This window comes from Streptomyces sp. NPDC052301 (assembly GCF_044593395.1).
Lineage (GTDB): Bacteria > Actinomycetota > Actinomycetes > Streptomycetales > Streptomycetaceae > Streptomyces.
The window spans coordinates 460,315-483,473 of record NZ_JBIUBE010000006.1 but is presented as its reverse complement, the minus strand read 5'-3'; the positions used below and the strand labels follow the sequence as shown (position 1 = coordinate 483,473).

At 70.9% G+C, this 23,159-nt stretch carries 23 protein-coding genes, 1 tRNA gene and 1 pseudogene; 14 read left to right on the top strand and 11 right to left on the bottom strand.

Annotated features, from left to right (window positions below; translation table 11 throughout):
• Positions 1-279: 279 nt before the first annotated feature.
• The 3 genes from ACIHEJ_RS19925 to phoU form a co-directional block, all read right to left on the bottom strand.
• A complete protein-coding gene (locus ACIHEJ_RS19925; protein WP_400137183.1) occupies positions 280-951 on the bottom strand; it encodes a DUF4097 family beta strand repeat-containing protein in 672 nt (223 codons plus the stop codon).
• Positions 952-1,231: 280 nt separating this feature from the next.
• Positions 1,232-1,384: a hypothetical protein gene (locus ACIHEJ_RS19920; RefSeq protein ID WP_400137181.1), complete on the bottom strand. Its 153-nt coding sequence runs from the start codon at positions 1,382-1,384 to the stop codon at positions 1,232-1,234.
• 136 nt (positions 1,385-1,520) lie between these two features.
• Positions 1,521-2,210 (bottom strand): phosphate signaling complex protein PhoU, encoded by a 690-nt coding sequence (gene phoU / locus ACIHEJ_RS19915; protein WP_400137178.1) that lies wholly within the window; start codon positions 2,208-2,210, stop codon positions 1,521-1,523.
• Between the two features lie 180 nt (positions 2,211-2,390).
• On the opposite strand from phoU, the gene ACIHEJ_RS19910 reads away from it, so the two are divergent.
• Positions 2,391-3,641: a sensor histidine kinase gene (locus ACIHEJ_RS19910; RefSeq protein WP_400137176.1), complete on the top strand. Its 1,251-nt coding sequence runs from the start codon at positions 2,391-2,393 to the stop codon at positions 3,639-3,641.
• Positions 3,638-4,318: a response regulator transcription factor gene (locus ACIHEJ_RS19905; protein WP_030342036.1), complete on the top strand. Its 681-nt coding sequence runs from the start codon at positions 3,638-3,640 to the stop codon at positions 4,316-4,318. Before ACIHEJ_RS19910 ends, ACIHEJ_RS19905 begins: the two co-directional genes overlap by 4 nt.
• A 96-nt stretch (positions 4,319-4,414) precedes the next feature.
• On the opposite strand, the gene ACIHEJ_RS19900 is transcribed toward ACIHEJ_RS19905, so the two are convergent.
• Positions 4,415-5,092, bottom strand: coding sequence for a DUF461 domain-containing protein (locus ACIHEJ_RS19900; protein WP_400137173.1), 678 nt, complete (start codon positions 5,090-5,092; stop codon positions 4,415-4,417).
• Between the two features lie 712 nt (positions 5,093-5,804).
• Here ACIHEJ_RS19900 and ACIHEJ_RS19895 point away from each other — a divergent pair.
• The 7 genes from ACIHEJ_RS19895 (at position 5,805) to ACIHEJ_RS19865 (ending at position 12,713) form a co-directional block, all read left to right on the top strand.
• A complete protein-coding gene (locus tag ACIHEJ_RS19895) occupies positions 5,805-6,287 on the top strand; it encodes a CarD family transcriptional regulator (RefSeq protein ID WP_003953493.1) in 483 nt (160 codons plus the stop codon).
• A 275-nt stretch (positions 6,288-6,562) separates the two neighbouring features.
• Positions 6,563-7,315 (top strand): 2-C-methyl-D-erythritol 4-phosphate cytidylyltransferase, encoded by a 753-nt coding sequence (ispD, locus tag ACIHEJ_RS19890; RefSeq protein ID WP_400137171.1) that lies wholly within the window; start codon positions 6,563-6,565, stop codon positions 7,313-7,315.
• Complete coding sequence (gene ispF / locus ACIHEJ_RS19885; RefSeq protein ID WP_400137169.1) at positions 7,305-7,799, top strand: 2-C-methyl-D-erythritol 2,4-cyclodiphosphate synthase; 495 nt, start codon at positions 7,305-7,307, stop codon at positions 7,797-7,799. The genes ispD and ispF overlap by 11 nt, the downstream gene beginning before the upstream one ends.
• Positions 7,800-7,926: 127 nt before the next feature.
• Positions 7,927-8,331, top strand: a complete 405-nt coding sequence (locus ACIHEJ_RS19880) for a PPOX class F420-dependent oxidoreductase (protein WP_400137167.1) — start codon at positions 7,927-7,929, stop codon at positions 8,329-8,331.
• Between the two features lie 107 nt (positions 8,332-8,438).
• Positions 8,439-9,854 carry a cysteine--tRNA ligase gene (cysS, locus tag ACIHEJ_RS19875; protein ID WP_400137164.1) on the top strand — a complete coding sequence of 472 codons (1,416 nt, stop codon included), beginning with the start codon at positions 8,439-8,441 and terminating at the stop codon, positions 9,852-9,854.
• Positions 9,855-9,942: 88 nt separating this feature from the next.
• On the top strand, positions 9,943-10,884 hold the full coding sequence (gene rlmB / locus ACIHEJ_RS19870; protein ID WP_400137162.1) for a 23S rRNA (guanosine(2251)-2'-O)-methyltransferase RlmB: 942 nt from the start codon (positions 9,943-9,945) through the stop codon (positions 10,882-10,884).
• A gap of 128 nt (positions 10,885-11,012) precedes the next feature.
• Positions 11,013-12,713, top strand: coding sequence for a DoxX family membrane protein (locus ACIHEJ_RS19865; RefSeq protein WP_400137159.1), 1,701 nt, complete (start codon positions 11,013-11,015; stop codon positions 12,711-12,713).
• A gap of 150 nt (positions 12,714-12,863) precedes the next feature.
• Here the strand turns inward: ACIHEJ_RS19865 and ACIHEJ_RS19860 are convergent, their stop codons facing one another.
• From ACIHEJ_RS19860 to ACIHEJ_RS19850, 3 genes are all read right to left on the bottom strand, one after another.
• Positions 12,864-13,595: a nucleotidyltransferase family protein gene (locus ACIHEJ_RS19860; RefSeq protein WP_366011093.1), complete on the bottom strand. Its 732-nt coding sequence runs from the start codon at positions 13,593-13,595 to the stop codon at positions 12,864-12,866.
• Positions 13,596-13,700: 105 nt separating this feature from the next.
• Entirely contained in the window at positions 13,701-14,162 is a 462-nt protein-coding gene (locus tag ACIHEJ_RS19855) for a hypothetical protein (protein ID WP_400137156.1), read from the bottom strand.
• Between the two features lie 204 nt (positions 14,163-14,366).
• Positions 14,367-15,503, bottom strand: coding sequence for an ABC transporter ATP-binding protein (locus ACIHEJ_RS19850; RefSeq protein ID WP_400137154.1), 1,137 nt, complete (start codon positions 15,501-15,503; stop codon positions 14,367-14,369).
• Between the two features lie 207 nt (positions 15,504-15,710).
• Between ACIHEJ_RS19850 and ACIHEJ_RS19845 the strand changes: the two genes are divergently transcribed.
• Positions 15,711-15,787: transfer RNA gene (locus ACIHEJ_RS19845), tRNA-Thr, on the top strand.
• An 81-nt stretch (positions 15,788-15,868) separates the two neighbouring features.
• Here ACIHEJ_RS19845 and ACIHEJ_RS19840 read toward each other — a convergent pair.
• Positions 15,869-16,057 (bottom strand): annotated as a pseudogene (locus tag ACIHEJ_RS19840) (hydroxyurea phosphotransferase); the annotation flags it as partial.
• A gap of 83 nt (positions 16,058-16,140) precedes the next feature.
• Between ACIHEJ_RS19840 and ACIHEJ_RS19835 the strand changes: the two are divergent.
• A complete protein-coding gene (locus tag ACIHEJ_RS19835) occupies positions 16,141-16,794 on the top strand; it encodes a rhomboid-like protein (RefSeq protein ID WP_400137152.1) in 654 nt (217 codons plus the stop codon).
• Between the two features lie 10 nt (positions 16,795-16,804).
• Positions 16,805-18,211, top strand: a complete 1,407-nt coding sequence (locus ACIHEJ_RS19830; protein WP_400137150.1) for an NAD(P)/FAD-dependent oxidoreductase — start codon at positions 16,805-16,807, stop codon at positions 18,209-18,211.
• Between the two features lie 73 nt (positions 18,212-18,284).
• Here ACIHEJ_RS19830 and ACIHEJ_RS19825 read toward each other — a convergent pair whose 3' ends face one another.
• Positions 18,285-19,256, bottom strand: coding sequence for a zinc-binding dehydrogenase (locus ACIHEJ_RS19825; RefSeq protein WP_400137148.1), 972 nt, complete (start codon positions 19,254-19,256; stop codon positions 18,285-18,287).
• Between the two features lie 147 nt (positions 19,257-19,403).
• On the opposite strand from ACIHEJ_RS19825, the gene ACIHEJ_RS19820 reads away from it, so the two are divergent.
• Positions 19,404-20,129, top strand: a complete 726-nt coding sequence (locus ACIHEJ_RS19820; protein WP_400137145.1) for a pentapeptide repeat-containing protein — start codon at positions 19,404-19,406, stop codon at positions 20,127-20,129.
• Positions 20,130-20,132: 3 nt separating this feature from the next.
• Here the strand turns inward: ACIHEJ_RS19820 and ACIHEJ_RS19815 are convergent, their stop codons facing one another.
• Complete coding sequence (locus tag ACIHEJ_RS19815; protein WP_400137142.1) at positions 20,133-20,633, bottom strand: hypothetical protein; 501 nt, start codon at positions 20,631-20,633, stop codon at positions 20,133-20,135.
• A gap of 53 nt (positions 20,634-20,686) precedes the next feature.
• On the opposite strand from ACIHEJ_RS19815, the gene ACIHEJ_RS19810 reads away from it, so the two are divergent.
• Complete coding sequence (locus ACIHEJ_RS19810) at positions 20,687-22,078, top strand: M1 family metallopeptidase (protein WP_400137140.1); 1,392 nt, start codon at positions 20,687-20,689, stop codon at positions 22,076-22,078.
• A gap of 54 nt (positions 22,079-22,132) precedes the next feature.
• Here the strand turns inward: ACIHEJ_RS19810 and ACIHEJ_RS19805 are convergent, their stop codons facing one another.
• A complete protein-coding gene (locus ACIHEJ_RS19805) occupies positions 22,133-23,101 on the bottom strand; it encodes a GNAT family N-acetyltransferase (protein WP_400137138.1) in 969 nt (322 codons plus the stop codon).
• Positions 23,102-23,159: the final 58 nt, after the last annotated feature.

Below are 23,159 nucleotides of genomic sequence, written 5' to 3'. Positions count from 1 at the left end.
GGGACCATGCCCGAGTCCAGTCGGCCGGATCGCTCCCTGCCGCCGGCCTCGGACGCCGTAGACCGGAGCCGGGCCGGCAACGGTCTCCGCGCTGCCCGTGGGAGCTCATGTCGGCGGGCGGGTGCTCGGCCGGTAGCCGTTCGGCGTCTTCCTCCTCCTCGACGGCGTGCCGAATATGGTCGGCCCTGCCGAGATCACCGCCATGCCTCACCGGCCGGTCCCGTCAGCCGCGATCAAGCCCCCTGCCGGCGGTTCGCCGCAGTCAGGGGGCTTGTCGCTTCACAGGCTGCGGGCGGTGATGTCGCCGTGGGAGGTGGTCGCCTGGATGGTCAGAGCCGCGGCGACGCCGTCGGTGTTCTTGAGCGAGTTCTGGATCCGGCCGTAGCTGGTGCCGGCGTCCAGGGTGGCGGAGGCTCCGTGAGCGACGCCGACCGAGATCTCGCCGTGCTCGGTGCGCAGCACGACCCTGCCCCGCACGGCCTCGGCGATGCGGAGGTCGCCCTTCTGGGTGCTGATCTCAGCGGCGCCGCCCAGGCGGCCGACCGACACGTCACCGGCTTGAAGGGTGAGACGGGCGCTCGCGGTCTCGTCGAGGTCGACGGTGGCCTGCGCGGCCTCGAAGACGACGTCGCCGAGCCGGCCGAGGCTCCGGAACTCGGCGGCGGCCGCCTTCGCCTCGACCCGGGAACCGGCGGGCAGTTCGACCGTCACCTCGACGGCTCCCGAATGACCGAGGAGCCGGTTCTTCGCCGGCGCGGCCTCGATCCGCAGGACGCCGTCGCCGTAGACGACCTCGATCTGCTCCGCCGCCTTCACGTCGCGGCCCTTGGAGGCGTCCGCCGGCAGAACCTCGACCGTGGTGTCGGCCCGGTCGGCGGCGACGAACCGGATGCGTCCCACGGGGATGTCGAGGACGGTCGAGACCGGGGCGGGGGTGTCGAACTTCTGCATCGTGCGCTCCTTCGGGTCATCGCTGTTTCTGACGAGGGAAACGCTACGTTGCTTTCCATATGGTGGCAACTAGATCGTTGCGCAATAATTTCAAAACTGCAGCTCAGTGGATAGAAATCGTTGCAACGAGTCGGATTCTAACGCAACGGGCCCTGCCTCCTTCATTGCAATGAGTGGGGTGTGAACGCTACAGGGCGGCATGAGGACGCGGCATGAGGACACAGAAAAAGGGCCGGCGTGCGTTGATCGCACACCGGCCCTCGTCCGTCGGTTCGTCAGGTCAGCACTGGCACGGGCTGCCCGACTGGCACCCGCAGCCGCAGCCCGAGCCGCAGCCGCACGCGCCGACCAGCGGCAGGCTCCTGATCTCGGCGGGCTGCTCGGTCTCGCGCTCCTGCGTGGGGTCGGGCGTGGTGCGGGGGGAATCGGCCATGGGACCCTCCTAGACGCTGGGGCAGGGGTGCCCTCGTCCATTTCATGCCCGCTCCCCTGGGCGCATCAACGGCGCACGGAGGCGTACGCGCGCCCCGTTCGGCGACCTCGCACCACCGCGCCCGACCCCCGGAGGGTCACGCGCCCTGGGTCCCCGTCGCCGGCTGGATGTCCGGCTGCAGCTCGTCCGCGTGCTCGCCCGTGACCAGGAAGACCACGCGCTTGGCCACGGCCACGGCGTGGTCGGCGTACCGCTCGTAGTAGCGGCCGAGCAGGGTGACGTCCACGGCCGTCTCGATGCCGTGCTTCCAGCGCTCGTCGATCAGGTGCTGGAAGAGGGTGCGGTGCAGGAGGTCCATCTCGTCGTCGTCCTGCTCCAGCTGCAGCGCGAGGTCGACGTCCTTGGTGATGATCACCTCGGCCGCCTTCGCCATCAGGCGCTGCGCGAGCTGGCCCATCTCCAGGATCGTGGCGTGCAGGTCGCGGGGCACCGCGCGCTCGGGGAAGCGCAGCCGGGCCAGCTTCGCCACGTGCTGGGCGAGGTCACCGGACCGCTCCAGGTCGGCGGACATGCGCAGCGAGGTGACGACGATCCGCAGGTCGGTCGCCACCGGCTGCTGCCGGGCGAGCAGGGCTATGGCCCGGGCCTCCAGGTCGTGCTGGAGCTCGTCGACCTTCTGGTCGGCCTCGATCACGCTCTCGGCCAGCTTCAGGTCGGCGTCCAGCATGGCGGTGGTGGCGCGTCCGATCGCCGACCCGACCAGCCGGGCCATCTCCACCAGACCGTCGCCGATCGAGTCCAGTTCCTCGTGGTACGCGTCCCGCATCAGGGTTCCCTCTCATAGGTGTGCTTGGTCCCCACGCTCCCACGTTCTGCCCCGCACGCGTCCGTTTCCGCCACCCCAAATGAACCAATCCTGGCCCCAAGGTGAACTCTGGGCGACGAGTGACGGTGCTCGCACCTCGACGGCTGTGGTCATGTCGTACGCCCTGCTTAACCTGGAGGCATGGACGTGAACGCGGCGGTCGCCGCAGCGGCAGCGATCGCCGGGGTGCTCACCGGTGTCATCGCCATGCTGGCGTTCCGCTGGAGCGAACGCGACCAGAAGCGACCGACCAGGACTTCCTTGCACACCGATCCCGTACTCCCGCCCGGCGTGGACACCGTGTTGTCCGTGCTCCGCTCCTCGGCCGTCGTCCTCGACGAGGCCGACGCCGTCGTCAAGGCCAGCTCCGCCGCCTACGCCCTCGGGCTGGTCCGCGGCGGCAAGCTCGCCGTCGAGCCCATGCTCCAGATGGCCAGAGACACCAGACGCGACGGGGAGATACGGCAGGTCGAGCTGGACCTGCCCCGGCGTGGCACCGGACGCGGTGAGGCCCTCGCCGTCTCCGCGAGGGTGGCCCCGCTCGGCTCCCGCCTGGTCCTGCTGCTGGTCGAAGACCTGACCGAGGCAAGGAGGATCGAAGCCGTACGGCGTGACTTCGTGGCCAATGTGAGCCACGAGCTGAAGACGCCGGTAGGCGCCCTCTCCCTGCTCTCGGAGGCCGTCATGGACGCCTCCGACGACCCCGAGGCGGTCCAGCGCTTCGCCGGCCGCATGCAGATCGAGGCGACCCGGCTGACCAACCTGGTCCAGGAGCTCATCGACCTCTCCCGGGTGCAGAACGACGACCCCCTCGAGGACGCCGAGCCCGTCCGGGTGGACGAGCTGGTCGCCGAGGCCGTCGACCGCTGCCGCCACCAGGCGGGGGCCAAGCAGATCACCATGGCCGCCGGCGGCACGGCCGACCTGCATGTCTGGGGCAACCGGGGCCAGCTGGCCGCCGCCCTCGGCAACCTGGTCGAGAACGCCGTGAACTACTCCCCGGCCCGCACCCGCGTCGGCATAGCGGCCCGCCGGGTCTCCGCGCCCGGGGGCGACATGATCGAGCTTGCCGTGACCGACCAGGGCATCGGCATCTCCGACAAGGACAAGGAGCGCATCTTCGAGCGCTTCTACCGCGTCGACCCGGCCCGCTCCCGGGCGACCGGCGGCACCGGCCTGGGTCTCGCGATCGTCAAGCACGTGGTCGCCTCGCACGGCGGGGAGGTCACGGTCTGGAGCGCCGAGGGTCAGGGCTCCACGTTCACTCTCAGGCTGCCGGAGGCGGGCGCGGCCCGCGACCGCGCACAACAGCACCCGGACCTCGAAGAAGAGGCCGGCGGCCCCGACTCATCCCCGTACGAACCGCTTCCCGCCCCGGAGGTCCTTCCGTGACCCGAGTGCTCGTCGTCGAGGACGAGGAGTCCTTCTCCGACGCCCTGTCGTACATGCTCCGCAAGGAGGGCTTCGAGGTCGCCGTGGCGGCGACCGGCCCCGACGGACTCGACGAGTTCGAGCGCAACGGCGCCGACCTCGTCCTCCTCGACCTGATGCTGCCGGGCCTGCCCGGCACCGAGGTCTGCCGCCAGCTGCGCGGCCGGTCCAACGTCCCCGTCATCATGGTGACGGCCAAGGACAGCGAGATCGACAAGGTGGTCGGCCTCGAAATAGGAGCCGACGACTACGTCACCAAGCCCTTCTCCTCGCGTGAGCTGGTGGCCCGTATCCGTGCCGTCCTGCGCCGCCGCGGCGAGCCGGAGGAGGTCACCCCGGCCGCGCTGGAGGCGGGCCCGGTCCGCATGGACGTCGACCGTCACGTGGTGACGGTCGCCGGTTCCAAGGTCGACCTCCCCCTGAAGGAGTTCGACCTCCTGGAGATGCTCCTGCGCAACGCGGGGCGCGTGCTCACCCGCATGCAGCTCATCGACCGCGTCTGGGGCGCCGACTACGTGGGCGACACCAAGACCCTCGACGTCCACGTCAAGCGCCTCCGCGCCAAGATCGAGCCGGACCCGGGCGCCCCGCGTTACCTGGTGACGGTCCGCGGCCTGGGTTACAAGTTCGAGCCGTAAACCCGGGCGGCGCATGCCATGGGCCGGTGGTTCGCGGTTCCACGACGAAGGGCGGCACCCCGGCCGGGGTGCCGCCCTTCGTGCGTGTACGGCTGCTCAGTTGCCGGCGGTCGACTGGGAGGCCGAGCCGCTCGGGGTCGCGCCCGTGCTCGCCGTGTCGCTCGCGGAGCTCGACGGGGTGGTCCTGCCGCGCTTCGCGGGCTTGCCGCTGCCGGAGGCGGACGCACCCGGGGCAGGGGAGGCCGTCGCCGGGCCGGACGGGATCTGGCTCGGGCCCCACTTGTCGAAGTAGCTGGTGGCCGGGACCACGAAGGCCTGCAGGCTCACGTCGCCGGTCTTGCTGAACGTGAAGGTGATCTTCTGCGCGCTGCCGTCCTGGACGGACTCGTGGCCGTTGGGGATCTCGGCGGAGGCGTTGTCCTTGCCGCCGAGGACCAGGGAGCCCTGCGCCGGAACGGTCAGGCTCTGGCCCTTCGCGGGGGTCAGCTTGACCGTCTCGCTGCTGCCCGGGACGGTGATGGACTGCAGCGTCTGCGGGTGCGTGTCCGAGTTGAACACCGTCGCGGAGATGACGGCCGGACCGGTGGACTTCAGGTCGGGCTGGGTGATGATCGTGGCGTTCTGGACCTTGATGGCCCCGACGCTGGTCGCCGCGTTGTCCGGCTTGACCTCCAGGGTCTGCGAGTTGTTGCCGGCGCCACAGGCGGCGAGCGAGGCGATCGAGAAGACGATGGCGGAGGCGGCGAGGGCGCCGCGTCGAAGGCTGCTGCTCACGGCGGCGGCAACTCCTTGAACGCGCGGGCGGCTCCCCTTATAAAGCCGCCCTAAGTGTCTGTCAGCGGCCTCAGGTTACCGAGCCGTTCCTCCGCCGCCGCACCCGACCCTCCCCCAAGCAACCGGCTTCCCTCCTGCTGGGGGTACCGCCGGCCCTTCGCCCCTGGGGGCTCGACCGACCCTCCCGTCGCTTTGCCGGAGGGCTCGTCCGTCATTCACATAACCGCTCGCAAAATTTCCGTGAAGGAATGCGTGACCACCCTTGATATTGATCAGGGACCAGATCGGCGAGCACATCAACGAGCGGATGACGGAGCACAACACGGAGCAGAACACGGCCCTCATCGGGGACGTCATCACAGGCCGCATCACGAACAGATCACGGACCCCCGTCCGGCCGTCGTTGATCAATTCCGGATTCGGCGCGCATCCCCCTCCGGTCACCGAACGGAGTAGCGGAAGTCGTACGCTTGGAACCGGACAAAACGGGACGTTCGTCCACTTGGAGAGGGCTTCCGAGGTCGATGACGAACGTGTTTCGCCCCGCCCGAACAGCCCCTCCGACCTGCGAATACCCGGTTCCGCAGGCCTCTCGCAGCACGTTCCTGTTGCTGTTGTCAAGCCCCGAGATATGCCCTGACCTGCGAAAACGCCATTCAGAACCGCCGGTTTCCGTGTTACCCTGGATAGCCACGGAAGGGGTACCTGTCACATGACGTTCAAGGTTGGCGACACCGTGGTCTATCCCCATCACGGGGCCGCGCTGATCGAGGCCATCGAAACTCGCCAGATCAAAGGCGTGGACAAGACCTACTTGGTGCTGAAGGTCGCCCAGGGTGACCTGACGGTACGTGTGCCAGCGGACAATGCGGAGTTCGTCGGCGTGCGTGATGTGGTCGGTCAGGACGGGCTGGACCGGGTCTTCGAGGTGCTGCGCGCGCCGTACGCCGAGGAGCCCACGAACTGGTCCCGTCGTTACAAGGCAAACCTGGAGAAGCTCGCCTCCGGCGATGTCATCAAGGTCGCGGAAGTCGTGCGTGACCTGTGGCGTCGCGAGCGCGAGCGCGGTCTCTCCGCCGGTGAGAAGCGCATGCTCGCCAAGGCCCGCCAGATCCTGGTGAGCGAGCTGGCGCTCGCGGAGAACACGAACGAGGACAAGGCCGAGGCCCTGCTCGACGAGGTGCTCGCCTCCTGACGCGCCCGGGCAGCGGTTCCCCGCTGCCGGCCCGCTCAGCACAGTGAAATGCCGCGGTGCCCGATGACACTGATCCTGTCGCCGGGCGCTGCGGCATGTTCGTCCCCGCAACGTGTTTCTCGGGGCAGCCGGTGATCAACCCCCCGATACTTGAGGTGCCGGGCCCGGGCGGTCGGCTCGACCAGGGTCACGGAAAGGGTCCGGTCAAGGCGTCGCGCCCGGCACTCCTCAGGCCATACCCACCTGAGTCGAGCACACAAACCTGACAGGAACCGATGTCTGACGAATCGCGCCCTTCACCCGCGCAGAACCCCGTCGCCGCCGTGATTCCCGCCGCCGGACGGGGCGTACGCCTCGGTCCGGGCGCCCCCAAGGCGCTCCGCGCGCTGAACGGCACGCCCATGCTGATCCACGCGGTCCGCGCCCTCGCCGCGTCCCGCCATGTCGCCCTGGTGATCGTCGTGGCGCCGCCGGACGGCGCCGCCGAGGTCAAGTCCCTGCTCGACGCGCACGCGCTGCCGGACCGCACCGACTTCCTGGTCGTCCCCGGCGGGGACAGCCGGCAGGAATCGGTCCGGCTCGGCCTGGACGCCCTGCCGCCGGAGTACGGCATCGTCCTCGTCCACGACGCGGCCCGCCCGCTCGTCCCCGTGGACACGGTCGACGCGGTGATCGAGGCCGTGCGCGACGGCGCGCCCGCGGTCGTCCCCGCGCTCCCGCTGGCCGACACGGTCAAGGAAGTCGAACCCGCGGCCACCCCGGGCGACCCGGAGCCGGTCGTCGCCACGCCCGAGCGGGGCCGACTGCGCGCCGTCCAGACACCTCAGGGTTTCGAGCGCGCGACCCTGGTCCGGGCGCACGAGACGGTCACCGAGAACGTCACCGACGACGCGAGCATGGTGGAGCAGCTCGGCCTGACGGTCGTCGCCGTCCCCGGCCACGAGGAGGCCTTCAAGGTCACCCGCCCGCTCGACCTGGTCCTCGCCGAGGCGGTCCTGGCCCGCAGGAGGCTCAACGATGGCTTCTGAGGCACCGCTGCTTCCCCAGGTCGGGATCGGCACCGACATCCACGCCTTCGAGGAGGGCCGCGAGCTGTGGTGCGCCGGCCTGAAGTGGGAGGGCGAGGGTCCCGGACTGGCCGGCCACTCCGACGCCGACGTCGTCGCCCACGCGGCCTGCAACGCCCTGTTCTCCGCCGCCGGACTCGGTGACCTGGGGCAGCACTTCGGCACCGGCCGCCCCGAGTGGTCCGGCGCCTCCGGCGTGACCCTGCTCACCGAGGCGGCCCGGATCGTCCGCGAGGCCGGCTTCACCGTCGGCAACGTCGCCGTCCAGGTGATCGGACCCCGCCCGAAGATCGGCAAGCGGCGCGACGAGGCCCAGAAGATCCTCTCCGAGGCGGCCGGCGCGCCCGTCTCCGTCTCCGGCGCGACGACGGACGGCCTCGGCTTCCCGGGCCGCGAGGAGGGCCTGATGGCGGTGGCGACGGCCCTGGTGGTCCGTACCGGCTGAGCGCGCCGAAGCCCGGGCCGCGCTCGTGGTGCGGGTGAGCCGAGAGCGTGCGAGGGTACCCGGAGAGTCACTGCAGCGTGACCGTGACCGTCGCGTCACCGCTGACCACGGCTTTCCGGAGGTACCCATGCCCGCCGCCCTGTCCGACCAGCTCAAGTCCGTGCTCGACGGCAAGGTGTTCATCGTCGTCGGCACCGTCCAGCCCGACGGCAGCACGCAGATGTCCCCGGTGTGGGTGAAGCGGGACGGTGAGCAGCTCCTCTTCTCGACGACGGTCGACCGCCGCAAGAAGAAGAACCTGGACCGCGATCCCCGGGTGACGGTCGTCGTCGTGAACCCCGAGCAGCCCTACGAGTACGCCGAGATCCGCGGCACCGCCGAGCTGACGACGGAGGGCGGCCCGGAACTCATCGACGAACTGAGCGAGAAGTACACGGGCCAGAAGTACGCCGACTTCAACCCGGCCGCCGGCCAGGACGCCGAGCGGGTGGTCGTGCGGATCACGCCCCGGAAGGTCGTCGGGAGGCTGTGAGGGCGGTCCTGCGGATCACGCCCCGGAAGGCCGCCGGGAGGCTGTGGGGCCGGGAATTCCCGGGGTGAAGTGACCGGGCACTGGTCCGCGCCCACTACCCTGGAGTCGTGACGATTCGCCTGTACGACACCAGCGCCCGGCAGATCCGTGACTTCTCCCCGCTCAAGCCGGGCTGCGTCTCGATCTACCTGTGTGGCGCCACCGTGCAGGCGGCCCCGCACATCGGCCACATCCGCTCGGGCCTGAACTTCGACATCATGCGCCGATGGTTCGAGTACCGCGGCTACGAGGTGACGTTCATCAGGAACGTCACGGACATCGATGACAAGATCATCGCCAAGGCCCACGAGCAGGGCCGGCCGTGGTGGTCGATCGGGTACGAGAACGAGCGGGCCTTCAACGACGGCTACACCGCCCTCGGCTGCCTCCCGCCGACCTACGAGCCGCGTGCCACCGGGCACGTGACCGAGATGGTCGAGATGATGCAGCGTCTCATCGAGCGCGGACACGCCTACGCCGCCGACGGCAACGTCTACTTCGACGTACGGTCCCTCCCGCAGTACCTCGAGCTGTCCCGGCAGGAGCTGGACAACCTGCTCCAGCCGTCCGCCGAGGGCGAGACCGGCAAGCGGGACCCGCGCGACTTCGCCATGTGGAAGTCGGCGAAGCCGGGCGAGCCGACCTGGCCGACGCCGTGGGGTCCGGGCCGTCCGGGCTGGCACCTGGAGTGCTCCGCCATGGCGCACAAGTACCTGGGCTCCGCCTTCGACATCCACGGCGGCGGCATCGACCTGATCTTCCCGCACCACGAGAACGAGATCGCCCAGGCCAAGGCCTTCGGCGACGACTTCGCCCGGTACTGGGTGCACAACGCCTGGGTCACCCTCGCCGGCGACAAGATGTCCAAGTCGCTCGGCAACAGCGTCCTCGTCTCCGAGATGGTCAAGCAGTGGCGCCCCATCGTGCTGCGCTACTACCTGGGCACCCCGCACTACCGCTCGATGATCGAGTACAGCGAGGAGTCGCTGCGCGAGGCCGAGTCCGCGTTCGCGCGCATCGAAGGCTTCGTGCAGCGCGTCACCGAGCTGACCGGCAAGACCGTCGAACCGGCCGCCGAGGTCCCGCCCGCCTTCGCCGAGGCGATGGACGACGACCTGGGTGTCCCGCAGGCCCTCGCGATCGTGCACACCACCGTCCGGCAGGGCAACAGCGCGCTGGCCGCCGACGACAAGGAGGCCGCCGTGGCCCGGCTCGCCGAGGTGCGCGCCATGCTCGGTGTCCTCGGCCTCGACCCGCTCGACGAACAGTGGGCCGGCGCGTCCGACCAGGGCGAGATCGTGCTCAACAAGAGCGCGCACGGCGTGGTGGACAGCCTCGTACGGCTCGTCCTCGACCAGCGCGAGTCCGCCCGCGCCCGCAAGGACTGGGCCACCGCCGACGCCATCCGTGACCAGCTGGGCCAGTCCGGCCTGGTGATCGAGGACAGCCCGCAGGGCCCGCGCTGGACCCTCGGGTCCCGGTAGCCCCGGCCCTTGATCGATTGTGCCGTCCGGCCCCCCGGGCGGCACACTGCATAGACGTACACACACTTTCGTAGAGAACAGGTAGGTCATGGCCGCGAACAACCGCCGCATGTCCGGCAAGAAGGGCGCGCAGGTCGGCAGTGGCGGCCAGCGGCGCAAGGGGCTGGAGGGCAGGGGCCCGACCCCGCCCGCCGAGATGCGCAAGGGACACAAGAAGAACCGCATCGCCACCGCCAAGGCCAAGCAGGCCACGCGCCGCCCCGCGGTCCGCGGCCGGGGCGGCAAGTCCGCCTCCGAGCTGGTCGTCGGCCGCAACCCGGTCGTCGAGGCGCTCCGCGAGGGCGTCCCCGCCTCGACCCTCTACGTCCAGCAGTTCATCGACAACGACGAGCGCGTCCGCGAGGCACTCCAGCTCGCCGCCGAGCGCGGTGGCATCAACCTGATGGAGGCCCCGCGCCCCGAGCTGGACCGCATGACGAACGGCCTGAACCACCAGGGCCTCGTGCTGCAGGTCCCGCCGTACGAGTACGCGCACCCCGAGGACCTCGCCGACGCCGCCGCCGACGAGGGCGAGGACCCGCTGATCGTCGCCCTGGACGGCGTCACCGACCCGCGCAACCTCGGCGCGGTCGTCCGTTCGGTCTCCGCCTTCGGCGGCCACGGCGTGGTCGTCCCCGAGCGCCGCTCGGCCGGCATGACCGCCGGCGCCTGGAAGACCTCGGCCGGTACGGCCGCCCGCACCCCGGTCGCCCGGGCCACCAACCTCACCCGCGCCCTGGAGGCCTACAAGAAGGCCGGCATCACGGTCGTCGGCCTCGCGGCGGACGGTGAGGTCGAACTCGGCGACCTCCAGGCCCTCGACGGCCCGGTCGTCATCGTGGTCGGCAGCGAGGGCAAGGGCCTGTCCCGCCTGGTAGGCGAGACCTGCGACTTCCGGGTGCGCATCGCGATGCCGGGTGGCGCGGAGTCGCTGAACGCCGGTGTGGCGGCGGGCATCGTGCTGTACGAGGCGGCGCGCCGACGCGCCTGAACACGCGTCCGGCACTTCACCCGTGCAGGGTAATTCACGCGCTCCTGTGCCGTTCGGCATGGCTTTGACGCGGTCCGGACACATCCGCTCGGTCAGAGACGTGTCCTAACTCCACGTCACTCGGTTAGATGAGTGTGGACACCAGAACACCCCGCACACCCACGGGGGACCGCTCGTCGGGATTCCAGTCCGGGCTCGACGACGCTCCCGCGCTGAGCATGGTGAAGGTGCCGAGCGATCCGGCGCAGGTCATCGTCAATCACGCCAGCTTCCGCGTGCAGTTGGGCGCGTCGGCGAGGCGGACCCAATCCCCGCGGATCGCCCGGCACCTGAGTGCCGCCCAGGACACCGGCCGGATGCCCGTCATGGGCACGGCGGCCCGGGCGGGCGCCGCCGGCCGCCGCCGCCCCGTCGTGTGGAGCGGCAAGTCCGCCCCCGACGACACCGGAGCCCACCGGCTCCTCCAGGCCGTGCGGGGCAGCAGCGTCCGCCACGCCGAGGAGCCCGAGGCCGGCGCCACCCAGGTCATCCCGCGCGTCCAGACCGGCTACGCCGACACCTACGACCAGTTCGGCCGGACCGTCGAGGCCCCCGTCGTCGGCCACCAGCGCACCGCCTCCGACGCCGAGGCCGGCACCCGCCTCCTGCCGCACATGCGCACGGTGGGCGGCGCCTACGACGAACCCCCGTACTCCGGCGCCGACTTCGAGCCGTACGAGGACTACGAGAACTCCGAGAACTACGAGAACTACGACGAGTACGCCGACCCGTCCGACGCCGAGAGCCCGCACCCCACCAGGCGGCGCGGCGACGACCCGGCCCGGCACGCCTACTACCCCGGCCGCCGGATGAACCTGGGCGTCGTCCTGCTGCCCCTGCGGATCTTCCTCGGCTTCATCTCCATCTACGCCGGCATGGGCAAGCTGTGCGACCCCGTCTACTTCGACGGCGGCAAGCGCGGCTCGATGGTCAAGTGGCTCAACACCCTGCACCCGTGGAACGTGGCCGAGCCGCTGCGCCAGTTCGCCCTGCACCACCCGGTCGGCTCCGGCCTGGTCATCGCCTTCCTGCAAGTCGTCGTCGGCGTCCTGACCGTCCTGGGCTGCTGGCAGCGCGTGGCCGCGGTCGTCGGTGCCCTGCTCTCGGCCGCCCTGATCGTCACGGTCAGCTGGAAGACGGTCCCCGCCTACGACGCCCCGGACATCATCTACCTGGCCGCCTGGTCCCCGCTGATCATCGCCGGCGCGCCCGTCTACTCCGTGGACGGCCGGCTCGCGGCCGGCGCCTGGCGCCGGCTCGGACCCCGCTCCGACATCTGGGAGCTGCGCCGCTACGTACTGCGCCGCGGCGCGCTGCTCACGGCGATCACGGTCGGCGTCACCCTCCTCGCCGGCTCCCTGCTGGGCGGAGCCGTCCGCGACTCCAGCCGGGTTGTCGTCCCCGGCCCCGGCGAGGCCCCCCGCAACAACCTGCCCGGCTCGCCGCTCCCGCAGGAGCCCGGCACGCGGCACCAGAAGACCCCGGCGGCCTCCGCCTCGCCGACGGGTGGCGCCACGGCCGGCGCGAGCCCGTCCGGCGCGGCGACGACTCCGGGCGCCGGCCGGACCGCGGGCAGCACGACCACCACCCCCAGCCAGACCCAGGGCACCACGGGTCAGATCCCGCCCCACCAGTCCTCCCCGACGGGCGGCGCCCCGAGCACGACGGCGGGCCCGACGAGCACGGGCGGCTCGACCGGCTCCGGCGGCACGTCGACGGGCGGCACCAGCAGCTCCGGCGGCTCCTCGTCCTCGGGCCAGCCGGGCCTGGTGGGCGGCCTGCTCGGGTAAGGACTCGGAGCAGCACAGGGCCCCGCATCACGAAGATGCGGGGCCCGCTGCTTTTGGTCACCGCCCCAGAGGCTTCTCGGTCACCACCTGCGGAGGCCTCTCGGCTACCGCCCCAGGGGTTTCTCGGCACCGCCCCCCGAGGCCTCTCGGCTACCGCCCCAGAGCGGCCAGCTCCTTCGCCGCCTCCGTCAGATCCTTCGCCGTGTCGATGGCCCGCCAATAGGCCCCCTGCGGAATCGGGAACCCGAACAGCCTCCGCTCCCGGGCCAGCCCGGGAAACGTCGTCCGCTCGTGATCCCCCCGCTCGGGCAGCATCCCGGCGAACTCGGGCGAGAAGACGTACACACCCGCGTTGATCTCGAACGTGGACGGCGGTGCCTCGATGAAGTCGGTGATGTGCCCGAACCCGTCGGTCTTCACCGCGCCCCAGGGGATACGCGGACGAGCCAGCGCCAGCGTCGCGACAGCGTCCCGCTCGGTGTGGAAATCCGCCATGTCCCGCAGGGAGAAGCGGGTCCAGATGTCACCGTTGGTGGCGTACCAGGGCCGGTCGGGGCGGGGAAGATGCGCGGCGGCGTACTTGAGGCCGCCGCCGCGGCCGAGGGGCTCGGTCTCCACGACGGTGGTGACCGAGACGGGCAGGTCGGCCGAGTCCAGCCACTTCTGCAGGACGTCGGCGAGGTGGCCGCACGAGACCACCACGTCCGTCACGCCTTCCTCGGCGAGCCAGGTCAGCTGATGGCCGATGATCGGGGTGCCCGTGCCGGGGATCTCGACCATCGGCTTGGGCCGGTCGTCGGTGTACGGACGCAGCCGGGATCCCTGGCCACCGGCCAGGATCACGGCTTGAGTGGGGCGCGACGCGGCGCTCGGATCGGTCATGCCCGAACTGTACGCGGCGCCCCGGCCGGGGTTTTCCCCGGCGACAGGCTCCTCGTTGAGCCGTGGCCGACGTCCCGGCCGGCCAACGGCTGTCGTCGGCTGTCGTCAGCTGTGCGCGGCCAGGACACCCGAGGCGAACGCCGTGTCGCACACCGGTCGGGCGTAGGACTGGGCGCGCGGGGCGCCGTAGATGCGTACCGCGGCGCGGCCGAGGGCGCGGGCGATGGAGGAGCAGTGCCGGGCCAGCGACGGGTGTCCGTTGACGGCCTGCTGGAGGTGGGTGAGGACCACCCCAGGGTTCTGGTTCTGCAGCTCGTTCATCAGCTGGTCGCGGAGCACGTCCTGCGGGGCGTGGGAGACCGCCTTGGAGGAAACCTCCGCCGAGGTCACGTCGGAGGCGGTCAGCACCGAGCCGGAGGGGCTTCCCGTCCAGTTGACCCGGGTGACCGCGAGGGTCCCGGAGAGCACCAGGACGACGGGCAGGACGAGGGCGAGAGTGCGGCCGATCCGGCGGGCAGGGCCGCCCCGATGGCCGCGTCGCGTCTGAGGGGTGGTGGAGTGCTTCACGCGTGTGAGGGTAGCGCCCGGTAGTGACATGGCGACATTGAGTCACTCTTACGGGGGATGAGATCGCGCCGCATTCTGGGTAAGGGGTTGACGTTCCACGCCCGAAATGATCGCTCTGCCGGGGTATATCGCCACGGCCCACGACGCCGTGAGGGGCCCCGCGGCACTCCGCGGGGCCCCTCACGTCACCTCACGGCCCGCTGCTCAGTCGGAGAGCCGCTCACCCGTGGACGTCGAGAACACGTGGGTCTCGCCCGGCCGCGGCACGACGTGGAGGGTGGAGCCCTTCTCCGGGACCTGACGCCCGTTGACGCGGACCACCAGGTCCTTCACCTCGCCGCCGACCTCGGCGGAGCCGTAGACGTAGCCGTCGGCGCCCAGCTCCTCCACGACGTTCACGGAGACCGCCAGACCGGCCGGCGCGTCCGCGCTGTCCTTGGTCAGGGAAGCGGCGGCACCGCCGCCCAGCTCGACCACGTCGAAGTGCTCGGGGCGGACACCGACCGTCACCGTACGATCACCCTTGTCAGCGGCGGCCTTCAGGGCCTCGCGGTTGACGGGGACGACGCTGTTGCCGAACTTCACCCCGCCGTCGGTGATCGGGACCTCGACCAGGTTCATGGCCGGGGAGCCGATGAAGCCGGCGACGAAGAGGTTCGCGGGCTTGTCGTACATGTTCCGCGGGGAGTCGACCTGCTGCAGCAGACCGTCCTTGAGGACCGCCACACGGTCGCCCATCGTCATGGCCTCGACCTGGTCGTGGGTGACGTAGACGGTGGTGATGCCGAGACGGCGCTGCAGGGACGCGATCTGCGTACGGGTGGAGACGCGGAGCTTGGCGTCCAGGTTGGACAGCGGCTCGTCCATGAGGAAGACCTGCGGCTCACGGACGATCGCGCGGCCCATGGCGACACGCTGGCGCTGACCGCCGGAGAGCGCCTTCGGCTTGCGGTCCAGGTACTCCGTGAGGTCGAGGATCTTCGCGGCCTCCTCGACCTTCTGCCGGATCTCCGCCTTGTTGACGCCGGCGATCTTGAGGGCGAAGCCCATGTTGTCGGCGACCGTCATGTGCGGGTAGAGCGCGTAGTTCTGGAACACCATGGCGATGTCCCGGTCCTTGGGCGGCAGGTGCGTGACGTCGCGGTCACCGATGCGGATGGCGCCGCCGTTGACGTCCTCCAGGCCCGCGAGCATCCGCAGCGAGGTGGACTTTCCGCAACCCGACGGGCCGACCAGGACGAGGAACTCGCCGTCCTCGATCGCGATCTCGAGCGAGTCGACGGCGGGCTTGGTGGAACCCGGGTAGATCCGGGTCGCCTTGTCGAACGTGACAGTGGCCATGGTGAATGGGCCCCCTTCTACCGGCAGGAACGTGCCGGACGATCCGTTGTAGGAAGGTGGTTGGTGTAGTCCACACACGTGAACTGGATCGAGACGGTACCTGGCGTTCACTCGCTCTGTCAGTAGCTGGACCACTGTGAACTTCGCGGAAATTTTCGACGGGACGCACCACGGACCTGGGTACACTGCACGAGCACCCCGGTGCACGCCTCCTTAGCTCAGCTGGCTAGAGCACCGCTCTTGTAAAGCGAAGGTCGTCGGTTCGAATCCGACAGGGGGCTCCAGACCCAGGTGGGACCCGGTCCCGCCTGGGCTTTTTCATGTCGGTCGGTGGGGATTTCCAGCTGGCGGTCCTCGATCGGGCGGCCGCCCTCCACGTCCCACAGGGCGTTCTGCAGCGGCCGGCCCGGCGTCCGGGCCCGCGCGCGCTCCCGGTCCAGGCCGAGTAGCTCGGTCATCGCGTCGAAGCGCCGGCGGACCTCGGCCGCCTCGAAGCGGTTGTCCAGGGCGGGCCACAGCTCGAAGCCGGGGTCGTCGGCGAGCGGCCCGGGGTCGGGGCTACGTCTCCTGAGCCCCGGCCAGTGAGCCGGGGATGTCAATCACGGGCCGGACGATGCCGGCGTGCGTGAATCGGCTCATGCGAATTACCCGGGGCCTGGGCGCGGTGTGGGGTTACGTCCGCAGCGCTCCCGGCACGTACGTGTGGCTGGCGATTCTGTTCATGACGACCGTCGCTCTGCACCACATGTCGCCGGAGTTCGAGCAGCACTTCCTGCGGCAGCGGTCGACCAACATCCACGAGCTGTCGCGCAATCCGGTGCGGGTGCTGGTGGCGAGCGCGATGTGGATCGACGGCGGTCATTGGCTCCCGTACGTCCTGCTGTACACGGTGTTCCACGCGCCGGCCGAGCGCTGGCTGGGTACGGTTCGCTGGCTCGTGGTGTGCGCGCTGGCGCACGTCCTGGCCTCGTTGATCAGTGAGCTGGCGCTGCTGAGGGCGATCCGGGACGGCATGGCCCCGCATTCGGCGGTCAACACTCTGGACATCGGGGTGAGTTATGCGCTGGCCGGGGTGATCGCGGTGCTGGTGTACCGGATCGCCGTGCCGTGGCGGTACGGGTATCTGCTGGCGGTGCTGCTGGTCTTCGGGCTGCCGCTGACCGAGGGGCCGACCTTCACCGACCTCGGTCACTTCGTCTCCGTGCTGATCGGGCTGGCCTGTTATCCGCTGACGCGGGGGTGCGCAAAAGCATGGAATCCGAAGGAGACACTGGCCGCTCTCAGGAGTTAGCGTCCCGGCCATGAGCAGCTCGGCAAGCAGTGTCGTGAACGGTGGCGTCTCTTTCTGGTACGCGGACGACGGGCTCCCGGCGGTGCGGGAGCCGCTGTCCGGGGACGCGTCGGCGGACGTCGTGATCGTCGGCGGTGGGTACACGGGGCTGTGGACGGCCTACTACCTGAAGAAGGCGGCCCCTTTCCTGCGGATCACGGTTCTGGAGCAGAAGTTCTGCGGGTACGGCGCGTCGGGGCGCAACGGTGGCTGGCTGTACAACGGCATCGCGGGCCGTGACCGGTACGCCCGGCTGCACGGCCGGGAGGCCGCCGTACGGCTGCAGAGGGCGATGAACGGCACCGTGGCGGAGGTGATCGCGGTCGCCGAGGCGGAGGGCATCGAGGCGGACGTGCACCGGGGCGGGGTGCTGGAGGTGGCGACCACGCCTGCCCAGTTGGCGCGGCTGAAGGCTTTCCATGAGCACGAGCTGTCGTACGGCGAGAAGGACCGGGAGCTGTACGGCGCCCGGGAGACGGCCGAGCGGATCCGGGTCGCGGACGCGGTCGGCTCGACCTGGACCCCGCACGGGGCGCGGCTGCATCCGGTGAAGCTGGTCAAGGGGCTGGCGGCGGTGGTCGAGGCTCTGGGCGTCACCATTCATGAGTCGACCCCGGTGACGGAGGTCCGACCCAAGCACGCGGTCACTCCCTACGGCACCGTCCGCGCCCCGTACATCCTGCGCTGCACCGAGGGTTTCACCGCCGCTCTGAAGGGTCAGAGGCGCACCTGGCTCCCCATGAACTCCTCGATGGTCGTCACCGAGAGGCTGACGGAGGAGCAGTGGGCGGGGATCGGCTGGACCGGTCTGGAGACGTTGGGTGACATGGCGCACGCCTACATGTACGCGCAGCGCACCGCGGACGGCCGGATCGCGCTCGGTGGGCGTGGGGTGCCGTATCGCTTCGGGTCCCGCACGGACAACGACGGCCGTACCCAGCCGGCGACGATCGAGGCTCTGCGTGAGATCCTGACCCGTTTCTTCCCGTCTCTGGTGGGTGTCCGGGTGGAGCATGCCTGGTCGGGCGTCCTCGGTGTGCCGCGCGACTGGTGCGCGACCGTCACCCTGGACCGTTCGACGGGTCTCGGGTGGGCGGGCGGCTATGTCGGTTCCGGTGTCGCCACCACCAATCTGGCCGCCCGCACTCTGCGTGATCTGGTCCAGCAGGACTCCGGGCAGGGCGGCCGGACGGAGCTGACGGACCTGCCGTGGGTGAACCACAAGGTGCGCAGGTGGGAGCCGGAACCCTTCCGTTGGCTGGGTGTGCAGGCCATGTACGCCACCTATCGCATGGCCGACCAGCGCGAACGCCTCCATCCGGCCACGGAGTCGTCCCGTCTGGCCAGGCTGGCGGACCGGGTGGCGGGACGGTACTGAGGGGTGGACGGGTGACCGGCACGGGCCCGTTGCGGCCGGCGGTCACCGTGCCGTCCGTGTCCCGGAAGGTGCTTCATGGCTCCAGCACCACCTTTCCGATCGTGGCGCGGCGTTCCAGTGCGCGGTGGGCGGCGGCGGCCTCCGCGAGGGGAAACCGGGTGACGGCCGGGCGCAGTCGGCCCCGGGCGGCCTCGGCGAGTGCCCGCGCTTCGAGGGCGCGCAGGCCGCCGGCCCTGCGGAGCATCTCCGGGCCGAGGACGTTCTCGGAGACGCCCTGGACGGTGTACCCGTGTCCGTCCCCGATGCCTTCCGCCGACCAGCCGAAGACGAGGTGTCGTCCGGCGGGTCCGAGCAGGGTGACGGCCTCTCGGGCGATCGCGCCGCCCACGCCGTCGTAGACGATCGTGGCGGGGTGTCCGCCGAGTCCGGCGCGGACCTCGGCCGACCAGTCGGGGCGGGTGTAGTCGACGGCGAGGTCGGCGCCCTCGGCCCGGGTGCGGGCCGTCTTCTCCGGGCCGCCGGCGAGCCCGACCACCAGGGCTCCGGCGGCTTTGGCGTACTGCACGAGCAGGGTGCCGACGCCACCTGCCGCGGCCGGTACGACGATCACGTCGTCGGGGCCCGGTTCGGCGAACCCCAGGATTCCCAGCGCCGTGCGCCCTGTGCCGATCATGGCGACGGCCTCGGCGAAGCCGAGGTGCTCCGGGATCTCGTGCAGGCGGTCGGTTCCGGTGACGGCCAGCTCGGCGTAGCCGCCGGGGGCGAAGCCCAGGTGGGCCACCACCCGTCTGCCGAGCCACCGGCCGTCCGCCCCGTCGCCGAGCGTGTCCACGACTCCGGCGACCTCGCGGCCGGGCACGGTCGGCAGGGTGGGTGGTTCGGGCGCCGGGCCCCGGTGTCCGGCGCGCAGGGCCGCGTCCAGCAGGTGCACCCCGGCCGCGGCGACCGTGATGCGTACCTGGCCCGGTCCCGGGACGGGGTCCTCGGTCCGCTCGTGGGTCAGGTTCTCGGCCGGGCCGAAGGCGTGCAGACGGACGGCGTGCATGGGACCCCCAGGAGGACGACTGGCTGCGCGGTCCCAGCCTCCGACCTCGACCATGCTTGAGGTCAAGCGTGCTGATCTCGTGCGGGCCGCGCTCAGGGTTCGCCCAGGTCACGGGGGATTGTCAGTGGTGGGGTGCAGCATGGGGGCATGGCGAGGAGAGCGATGGGCGGCCGGGCCGCGGAGCGGGCGGGGGCGGCGGACGGGCCGGGGGCGGCGGGCCGTGCGGCGGTGAAGCGTGCGCGCCGGCCGGAGGTGCGGCTGCCCGCTCTGGAGGTGTGGACCGACGGGGAGTTGGAGCCCGACGGGGACTACGACGGGCTGGAGTTCCGGGAGGTGGACCTGTCCGGGCAGGAGGGTGCGGGTGCCCGGTTCATGGACTGCGCGCTGACGGGCTGTGCGGTGGACGAGACGGCGCTGGGCCGGACCCGGGTGCTGGACTCGGTCCTGACCGGGCTGCGGGGCGTCGGCACGCATCTGGCGGAGTCCACGCTCCGTGACGTCGAGGTGATCGATCCCCGGCTGGGTGGCACGCAGCTGCACGGTGCGGTCCTGGAGCGGGTCGTGATCCGTGGCGGCAAGATCGACTACCTGAATCTGCGGGAGGCCCGCCTGAAGGACGTCGTCTTCGACTCCTGCCTCCTGGTCGAGCCCGACTTCGCGGGCGCTCACCTGGAGCGGGTGGAGTTCGTCGACTGCGCGGTGAAGGGGGCCGACTTCGGCGGCGCGACCCTGAAGGACGTGGACCTGCGCGGCGCCGCCCCGCTGGAGATCGTCCGTGGGCTGGACCGCCTCTCCGGCGCGGTGATCAGTACGGGCCAGCTGCTGGACCTGGCGCCGGTGCTGGCGGCGGCCCTGGGCATACGGGTGGAGTAGGGGCTACGGCACGCGGGGGAAGCGGGCCTGGAGGGTCCAGAGCGCGGGGTTGTCCGCCAGCTCCTCGTGGAGGTCGGTGAGGTCCGCGATCAGGTCGTGCAGGAAGTCGCGGGCCTCGCGGCGGAGTTCGGTGTGCGAGAAGTGCAGTGGGGGTTCCTCGGCCGGCGTCCAGTCGGAGGTGATGTCCACCCAGCCGAAGCGGCGCTCGAACAGCATCCGGTCGGTGGACTCGGTGAAGTCCAGTTCCGCCCGCTGCGGCCGGGCGGCGCGGGAGCCCAGCGGGTCCCGGTCCAGCCGTTCCACGATGTCGCACAGCGCCCACGCGAAGTCCAGCACCGGCACCCATCCCCAGGCTGTGGACAGCTCCCGGTCCGTCTTGGTGTCCGCGAGATAGACGTCCCCGCAGAACAGGTCGTGCCGCAGCGCGTGGACGTCCGCGCGGCGGTAGTCGGTCTGGGGAGGGTCCGGGAACCGGTTGGAGAGGGCGTAGCCGATGTCGAGCACGTGGGAGATGGTGTCACGCCGGCCGGGGAACCCGTGCACATAAGATCACTGACATGTCCAGATCCGTGCGCCTTGTCCCGGCCGCAGCGGCCGTCCTCGCCCTCGCCCTGACCGCCACCGCGTGCGACGGCGGTGTGCACGGCACCCCGGGCGGGTCCGGCGTACGCGACCCGTACTTCCCGAAGGCCGGCAACGGCGGCTACGACGTCGGGCACTACGACCTCACCCTCGACTACACCCCCGCCGGCCGCCGTCTCACCGCCACCGCGGTCATCACCGCCCGCGCCACCCACGACCTGTCCGCCTTCGACCTCGATCTCGTCGGGCTGCACGTCGACTCGGTGACCGTCGAGGGCAGGAAGGCCCGCTTCAACCGGGCCGGTCAGGAACTCACCGTCCGCCCGCACGACGACCTCCGCAAGGGCGAGACCTTCCGCACGACCGTCCGCTACTCGGGCACCCCGCGCACCCTCACCGATCCCGACGGCTCCGAGGAGGGCTGGCTGCCCACCGCCGACGGCGCCCTCGCCCTCGGCGAACCGGTCGGCTCCATGGCATGGTTCCCGGGCAACGACCACCCCTCCGACAAGGCGACCTACGACCTCACGGTCACCGTCCCCGAGGGGCTGCAGGCCGTGTCCAACGGCGAGTTGACGGACCGTTTCACCAAGGGCGACCGCACGACCTACCGCTGGCACACCGCCCAGCCCATGGCGAGCTACCTCGCCACGGTCGCCATCGGTCACTTCGACGTCACCCGCACCACCGGCCCGCACGGACTGCCGGTCGTCACCGCCGTCGATCCCACTCAGGTGAAGGCCAGCGCGAAGGTGCTCGCGAAGCTCCCCGGCATCATCAAGTGGGAGGAGACCAACTTCGGCCCCTATCCCTTCTCCTCCACCGGAGTGATCGTCGACCGCCCCGACGATGCCGGATACGCCCTGGAGACGCAGAACCGGCCCACCTTCCCCGGCGCACCGGACACCGGCACGCTCGTGCACGAACTCGCCCACGAGTGGTACGGCGACTCGGTCACCCCGGAGTCCTGGCAGGACATGTGGCTCAACGAGGGCTTCGCCACGTACGCGGAGTGGCTGTACGAGGAGGACTACGGCGACAAGAGCGCCCAGCAGACCTTCATGGACTACTACAACGGCGACCACGAGGCCATATGGGCCTACCCGCCCGCGAAGCCGTCGAGCGCCGCCCACATATCCGACAGCCCCGTCTACCAGCGCGGCGCGATGGTGCTGCAGAAGATCCGTCAGAAGGTCGGCGACGACAGGTTCTACGACATCATCCAGGGCTGGGCCGCCGCCCACCGCCACGGCAGCGCGAGCACCGCCGACTTCACCGCGTACGTGGAGAGGAAGGCCCCGCACCAGGACTTCACCGAGATCTGGAAGGACTGGCTGTACGGCGACAAGAAGCCGTCCCACCCGTGACGCGACCGGCGCCGGACCGCCCGCGGCGAACACCTCCGGCGCCCCGAGGCACGGTCATCCGCCGCCCGCTCGGCTCTCCCACTCGTCCAGCAGCCGCGCGAGGCCGGGCGGCCACACCGGCTCGGGTTCCTCGGCCAGTTCCCTTCTGCTCCACCAGCGCCCGGTGAGGATGCCGTCGGCGGCGTGCGCGGCGGCGAGCCGGTGGCCGGCCGGGTCCCGGCGGGGGCCGTGGGTGACGTAGATGTGCTCGTGCTGGCGGACGGGGATGTTCATGCGGGTGAAGTCGTGTTCCCAGGTGCACAGCAGCGGCCCCGGTTCCAGATCCGTCCAGCCGGTCTCCTCGGCCAGTTCGCGCACGGCACCGTCGCGCGGGCTCTCGCCGGCCTCCAGTCCGCCGCCGGGCAGGGCCCAGTGGGTGCCGATCTCGTCGTTGTCGTACCGGAAGAGGAACACCGCGCCGTCCGGGGCCACGACGGCGATCCGGGCCGCCTTCCGCGGTGTGCGTGGCGAGGTGCCCAGCACCTTGCGCAGTACGGCGCAGGGGCGGCCCAGTTCGCGGTCGGGGCGGTGGTCGATCACCTCGTAGCCGAGGGCGGTCCAGAAGGCCAGGGCTTTGGGATTGTTCGCGAGGACGGCAAGCCGTACGGCCTCGCGGCCCTGTGCGCGGAAACGGTTCTCGACGAGGTGCGCGAGGGTGCGGCCGTGGCCCTTGCCGTGCTCGGCCGCGTCCACCATCAGCAGTCCGATCCACGGGTCCGGGTCGGCGGGGTCGGGGTGGTGGGCGAGCGTGCCCGCGAGCCCGACGAGGCGCCCCTGCTCGGTGCGGGCGAGCAGCACCTCGGTGTCCGGCCCGGCCAGATCCTCGGCGAGCGTGGACGCGACCTGCTCGGGCCGTACGTCGTCGGGGTCGGGGAAGTCGCCGCTGAGTCTGTGGAACTCGTGGTTGGACGCGTACAGCGCGGTGAGTTCGGTCAGCAGCGGGGCCGGGATGTCCTGGCCGGCGGCGAGGGGCTCGAGGATCACGGGGGGAAAGCTATCCCCGAGGTGCCCGGGGGCACCTCCGGTTTTCCGAGCCGGGGCT

What these genes read in the sequence shown, in the direction of transcription:
- ACIHEJ_RS19925 (WP_400137183.1), bottom strand. Translation starts at nt 951, where the DNA reads ATGCAGAAGTTCGACACCCCCGCCCCGGTCTCGACCGTCCTCGACATC.
- ACIHEJ_RS19920 (WP_400137181.1), bottom strand. Translation starts at nt 1,384, where the DNA reads ATGGCCGATTCCCCCCGCACCACGCCCGACCCCACGCAGGAGCGCGAG.
- phoU (WP_400137178.1), bottom strand. Translation starts at nt 2,210, where the DNA reads ATGCGGGACGCGTACCACGAGGAACTGGACTCGATCGGCGACGGTCTG.
- ACIHEJ_RS19910 (WP_400137176.1), top strand. Translation starts at nt 2,391, where the DNA reads ATGGACGTGAACGCGGCGGTCGCCGCAGCGGCAGCGATCGCCGGGGTG.
- ACIHEJ_RS19895 (WP_003953493.1), top strand. Translation starts at nt 5,805, where the DNA reads ATGACGTTCAAGGTTGGCGACACCGTGGTCTATCCCCATCACGGGGCC.
- ispD (WP_400137171.1), top strand. Translation starts at nt 6,563, where the DNA reads ATGTCTGACGAATCGCGCCCTTCACCCGCGCAGAACCCCGTCGCCGCC.
- ispF (WP_400137169.1), top strand. Translation starts at nt 7,305, where the DNA reads ATGGCTTCTGAGGCACCGCTGCTTCCCCAGGTCGGGATCGGCACCGAC.
- ACIHEJ_RS19880 (WP_400137167.1), top strand. Translation starts at nt 7,927, where the DNA reads ATGCCCGCCGCCCTGTCCGACCAGCTCAAGTCCGTGCTCGACGGCAAG.
- rlmB (WP_400137162.1), top strand. Translation starts at nt 9,943, where the DNA reads ATGGCCGCGAACAACCGCCGCATGTCCGGCAAGAAGGGCGCGCAGGTC.
- ACIHEJ_RS19865 (WP_400137159.1), top strand. Translation starts at nt 11,013, where the DNA reads ATGAGTGTGGACACCAGAACACCCCGCACACCCACGGGGGACCGCTCG.
- ACIHEJ_RS19860 (WP_366011093.1), bottom strand. Translation starts at nt 13,595, where the DNA reads ATGACCGATCCGAGCGCCGCGTCGCGCCCCACTCAAGCCGTGATCCTG.
- ACIHEJ_RS19850 (WP_400137154.1), bottom strand. Translation starts at nt 15,503, where the DNA reads ATGGCCACTGTCACGTTCGACAAGGCGACCCGGATCTACCCGGGTTCC.
- ACIHEJ_RS19835 (WP_400137152.1), top strand. Translation starts at nt 16,141, where the DNA reads ATGCGAATTACCCGGGGCCTGGGCGCGGTGTGGGGTTACGTCCGCAGC.
- ACIHEJ_RS19830 (WP_400137150.1), top strand. Translation starts at nt 16,805, where the DNA reads ATGAGCAGCTCGGCAAGCAGTGTCGTGAACGGTGGCGTCTCTTTCTGG.
- ACIHEJ_RS19825 (WP_400137148.1), bottom strand. Translation starts at nt 19,256, where the DNA reads ATGCACGCCGTCCGTCTGCACGCCTTCGGCCCGGCCGAGAACCTGACC.
- ACIHEJ_RS19820 (WP_400137145.1), top strand. Translation starts at nt 19,404, where the DNA reads ATGGCGAGGAGAGCGATGGGCGGCCGGGCCGCGGAGCGGGCGGGGGCG.
- ACIHEJ_RS19810 (WP_400137140.1), top strand. Translation starts at nt 20,687, where the DNA reads ATGTCCAGATCCGTGCGCCTTGTCCCGGCCGCAGCGGCCGTCCTCGCC.